Below are 5,659 nucleotides of genomic sequence, written 5' to 3' on the forward strand. Positions count from 1 at the left end.
TCTTTAAAGAAAGGCGACGACATACTCTCCCACATAACTGCAGTACCATCTGCGCAGGCGGGCTTAACTACTCTGTTCGGGATGGGAAGAGGTGAGCCCCGCCGCAATAACCACCTTAAGAGGTTATAATTGCTTTGGGCAATTATCTATAATTAACAATTGAATAATTTTCAATTCATAATTACAATAATATCTTAACATATTGAGATAAAGAAAATAAAAAGTTTTGAGAAAGTTTCTTCCCCGGGTTGCCCCGGGGAAAAGCGTACATAAGCTTACGGGTTATTAGTACTACTCGACTATGACATTACTGCCTTTACATCTATAGCCTATCAACGTGGTCATCTCCCACGACCCTTAAAAGAAATCTCATCTTGTGGTGGGTTTCGCGCTTATATGCTTTCAGCGCTTATCCCTTCCAAACGTAGCTACTCTGCGATGCCACTGGCGTGACAACAGATACACTAGAGGTTTGTCCAATTCGGTCCTCTCGTACTAGAATCAGATCCACTCAAATTTCTTGCGCCCACAGTAGATAGAGACCGAACTGTCTCACGACGTTCTGAACCCAGCTCGCGTGCCACTTTAATGGGCGAACAGCCCAACCCTTGGGACCTTCTCCAGCCCCAGGATGTGACGAGCCGACATCGAGGTGCCAAACCCCCCCGTCGATATGAGCTCTTGGGGGAGATCAGCCTGTTATCCCCGGCGTACCTTTTATCCTTTGAGCGATGGCCCTTCCATGCGGAACCACCGGATCACTATGCTCTACTTTCGTACCTGATCGACCTGTATGTCTCTCAGTCAAGCTCCCTTATGCCATTGCACTCTACGCACGGTTACCAAGCGTACTGAGGGAACCTTTAGAAGCCTCCGTTACTCTTTTGGAGGCGACCACCCCAGTCAAACTACCCACCAAGCAATGTCCCCCGCAAAACGGGGTTAGGCCTCAGATAAACAAAGGGTTGTATTTCAACAATGACTCCACAACGCCTAGCGACGCCACTTCACAGTCTCCAACCTATCCTACACATCATTTATCCAAGGTCAATACTAAGCTATAGTAAAGGTGCACAGGGTCTTTTCGTCCCACTGCGGGTAAGCGGCATCTTCACCGCTACTACAATTTCACCGAGCTCATGGCTGAGACAGTGTCCAGATCGTTACACCATTCGTGCAGGTCGGAACTTACCCGACAAGGAATTTCGCTACCTTAGGACCGTTATAGTTACGGCCGCCGTTTACTGGGGCTTCATTTCAATGCTTCTCCGAAGATAACATCTCCACTTAACCTTCCAGCACCGGGCAGGTGTCAGGCCCTATACTTCATCTTACGATTTTGCAGAGCCCTGTGTTTTTGATAAACAGTCGCCTGGACCTCTTCACTGCGGCCAGCATTGCTGCTGGCGACCCTTCTCCCGAAGTTACGGGTCTATTTTGCCTAATTCCTTAGCCATGAATCTCTCGAGCACCTTAGGATTCTCTCCTCGACTACCTGTGTCGGTTTGCGGTACGGGTACTTATTACCTGAAGTTTAGAGGTTTTTCTTGGAAGCCCTTAGGCGCACTATCTCTTCAACCGAAGTCTCCGAGTACTATCGTATTTCCCCAAGCCGCGTGGATTTGCCTGCGCAGCTTATAGGTAGGTACTTCAACGAACTATTCCGTCAGTTCGCGGCGCTTTCATCACTCCGTCACCCCATCACAGTAATAACTAGTACGGGAATATTAACCCGTTGTCCATCGACTGTCCCTTTCGGGTTCGCCTTAGGTCCCGACTAACCCACAGCTGATTAGCATAGCTGTGGAAACCTTAGTCTTTCGGTGTGCGGGTTTCTCGCCCGCATTATCGTTACTTATGCCTACATTTTCTTTTCTAACCAGTCCAGCATGCCTTACGACACACCTTCTACCCTGTTAGAATGCTCCCCTACCACTTACAATTGCTTGTAAATCCATAGCTTCGGTAATATACTTATGCCCGATTATTATCCATGCTCGTCCGCTCGACTAGTGAGCTGTTACGCACTCTTTAAATGAATGGCTGCTTCCAAGCCAACATCCTAGCTGTCTGGGCAGACAAACCTCGTTCTTTCAACTTAGTATATATTTGGGGACCTTAGCTGATGGTCTGGGTTCTTTCCCTCTCGGACTTGGACCTTAGCACCCAAGCCCTCACTGTTATGAAACATTATATAGCATTCGGAGTTTGTCAGGAATTGGTAGGCGGTGAAGCCCCCGCATCCAATCAGTAGCTCTACCTCTATATAACTTTAAGCATAACGCTGCACCTAAATGCATTTCGGGGAGTACGAGCTATTTCCGAGTTTGATTGGCCTTTCACCCCTACCCACAGGTCATCCGAAGACTTTTCAACGTCAACCGGTTCGGACCTCCACACTGTGTTACCAGCGCTTCATCCTGCCCATGGGTAGATCACACGGTTTCGCGTCTAACACTACTGACTAAAGCGCCCTATTCAGACTCGCTTTCGCTACGGATCCGTGGCTTAACCACTTATCCTTGCCAGCAACGTTAACTCGTAGGCTCATTATGCAAAAGGCACGCCGTCACCCCACGAAAGGGCTCCGACCGCTTGTAAGCGTATGGTTTCAGGATCTATTTCACTCCGTTATTCACGGTTCTTTTCACCTTTCCCTCACGGTACTGGTTCACTATCGGTCTCTCAGGAGTATTTAGCCTTAGCGGATGGTCCCGCCAAATTCAGACAGGATTTCTCGTGTCCCGCCCTACTCAGGATACCACTATCGTTATCTTCTATTACTTATACAGGGCTATCACCTTCTTTGGCTCTACTTTCCAGTAGATTCTAATTCTATCCGCAACAAATGTCGTGGTCCTACAACCCCAAAATTGCCGTAACAACTTTGGTTTGGGCTAATCCGCGTTCGCTCGCCACTACTTACGGAATCACTTTTGTTTTCTTCTCCTCCGCCTACTTAGATGTTTCAGTTCAGCGGGTTTGCCCACCTATCGGTGTACTATGTCTTCAACATAGTGGGTTGCCCCATTCGGGTATCTACGGATCATATCGTGTGTGCCAATCCCCGTAGCTTTTCGCAGCTTATCACGCCCTTCATCGCCTCTGAGAGCCAAGGCATCCCCCATACGCCCTTATTTTGCTTATTGTACCAACACATTAGTTAAAATGTGCCGTTTCTTCTGCTTGTCTAATGATAAACAAGCAAAAAATGCTTTCTACTTTTTATTATTTTCTTATCTCAATATGTCAATGAACTTTAATTAAATATGAAGTTTTAAGTATCAAGTAATAAGTTTTCACTTAATACTTATGACTTAAGACTTTATACTTAAATCTGTGGAGAATAACGGAGTCGAACCGTTGACCTCCTGCGTGCAAGGCAGGCGCTCTAGCCAGCTGAGCTAATCCCCCAATCTTTTTTAATTATGAATTGTGAATTATGAATTATGAATAACATTCATAACGCCTCAACTCTAGAATTTCTTCTTTTTTTAAGTCTAAAATAGTTGTCTCGGACAGACTCGAACTGTCGACCCCTACATTATCAGTGTAGTACTCTAACCAGCTGAGCTACGAGACACTCTTATTCTTAAATGGTATTATTTGAACTAACAGCAAGAGTAATATAATTTTAAAACCTGTTTCCATTTCGAACTTTCGTCTTCTTTCCTAAAAGTGTTACTTACGTAACTAACAGTTAGGCTCTAGAAAGGAGGTGTTCCAGCCGCACCTTCCGGTACGGCTACCTTGTTACGACTTAGCCCTAGTTACCAGTTTTACCCTAGGCAGCTCCTTGCGGTCACCGACTTCAGGCACCCCCAGCTTCCATGGCTTGACGGGCGGTGTGTACAAGGCCCGGGAACGTATTCACCGGATCATGGCTGATATCCGATTACTAGCGATTCCAGCTTCACGGAGTCGAGTTGCAGACTCCGATCCGAACTGTGACCGGTTTTGTAGATTCGCTCCTGGTCACCCAGTGGCTGCTCTCTGTACCGGCCATTGTAGCACGTGTGTAGCCCAAGGCGTAAGGGCCGTGATGATTTGACGTCATCCCCACCTTCCTCTCAGTTTGCACTGGCAGTCTCGTTAGAGTTCCCGACATGACTCGCTGGCAACTAACGACAGGGGTTGCGCTCGTTATAGGACTTAACCTGACACCTCACGGCACGAGCTGACGACAACCATGCAGCACCTTGTAAATTGTCTTGCGAAAAGTCTGTTTCCAAACCGGTCAATCTACATTTAAGCCTTGGTAAGGTTCCTCGCGTATCATCGAATTAAACCACATGCTCCACCGCTTGTGCGGGCCCCCGTCAATTCCTTTGAGTTTCATTCTTGCGAACGTACTCCCCAGGTGGGATACTTATCACTTTCGCTTAGCCACTGAGATTGCTCCCAACAGCTAGTATCCATCGTTTACGGCGTGGACTACCAGGGTATCTAATCCTGTTCGCTACCCACGCTTTCGTCCATCAGCGTCAATATATTAGTAGTAACCTGCCTTCGCAATTGGTATTCCATGTAATCTCTAAGCATTTCACCGCTACACTACATATTCTAGTTACTTCCTAATAATTCAAGTCAGACAGTATCAATGGCCGTTCCACCGTTGAGCGATGGGCTTTCACCACTGACTTATCTGACCGCCTACGGACCCTTTAAACCCAATGATTCCGGATAACGCTTGGATCCTCCGTATTACCGCGGCTGCTGGCACGGAGTTAGCCGATCCTTATTCTTACAGTACCGTCAAGGTTCTACACGTAGAACTGTTTCTTCCTGTACAAAAGCAGTTTACAATCCATAGGACCGTCATCCTGCACGCGGCATGGCTGGATCAGGCTTGCGCCCATTGTCCAATATTCCTCACTGCTGCCTCCCGTAGGAGTCTGGTCCGTGTCTCAGTACCAGTGTGGGGGATCTCCCTCTCAGGACCCCTACCCATCGTTGCCTTGGTAAGCCGTTACCTTACCAACTAGCTAATGGGACGCATGCTCATCTTTCACCGATAAATCTTTAATATATAAATGATGCCATTCATATATACTATAAGGTATTAATCCAAATTTCTCTGGGCTATCCCTTTGTGAAAGGTAGATTGCATACGCGTTACGCACCCGTGCGCCGGTCTCTACTTCCGAAGAAGCATACCCCTCGACTTGCATGTGTTAAGCCTGCCGCTAGCGTTCATCCTGAGCCAGGATCAAACTCTTCATCGTATATTGTCTGCTTGAATTGCTTCAAGCTATTGTTATTCGACTAAATTCTAGTGGTTTTTTCAAATCTATCGATTCTATTACTCTTATTCTTTTGTCTTAAGATTTCTCTTAAAACGGCTGTCAATTCAATATGTCTAGGAACGTAGTCTTATCTTGTTTTTTTCCCTTCGTTAGCACTCGTTAAAGTGTTTCTCAAAGCGGGTGCAAAAGTGCAACTTCTTTTCTTAACTGGCAAGAAATTTTTGAAGTTTTTTTTGGAAATTTTTATCCCAATTTACTTCTTCTTTTCTTATCAGTTTGTCAAGGAACTTTGCCTGTTTTGCGGGGTGCAAATGTAACAAGCGTTTTCTAATCTCACAAGCTTTTTAGAATCTTTTTTAGAAAATAAATTTTCTCCTTTAATCCAGTTTACTTGCCAGTCTATTAAAGAACGT

2 tRNA genes and 3 rRNA genes are annotated in these 5,659 nt (G+C 46.1%); all 5 read right to left on the bottom strand.

The window, feature by feature from the left end:
* Nucleotides 1-8: 8 nt before the first annotated feature.
* Nucleotides 9-118, bottom strand: a 5S ribosomal RNA gene (rrf, locus tag ACM55F_RS18670).
* Nucleotides 119-265: 147 nt separating this feature from the next.
* Nucleotides 266-3,149 (bottom strand): 23S ribosomal RNA (locus ACM55F_RS18675).
* 191 nt (nt 3,150-3,340) lie between these two features.
* Nucleotides 3,341-3,414: transfer RNA gene (locus ACM55F_RS18680), tRNA-Ala, on the bottom strand.
* A gap of 95 nt (nt 3,415-3,509) precedes the next feature.
* Nucleotides 3,510-3,583, bottom strand: a tRNA-Ile gene (locus ACM55F_RS18685).
* Nucleotides 3,584-3,711: 128 nt separating this feature from the next.
* A 16S ribosomal RNA gene (locus tag ACM55F_RS18690) occupies nt 3,712-5,225 on the bottom strand.
* The 16S, 23S and 5S rRNA genes sit together here with 2 tRNA genes alongside, the layout of an rRNA operon.
* Nucleotides 5,226-5,659 lie beyond the last annotated feature (434 nt).

The sequence above is a fragment of the Flavobacterium melibiosi genome, from assembly GCF_048158545.1.
In the GTDB taxonomy this organism is placed as follows: Bacteria; Bacteroidota; Bacteroidia; order Flavobacteriales; family Flavobacteriaceae; genus Flavobacterium; species Flavobacterium melibiosi.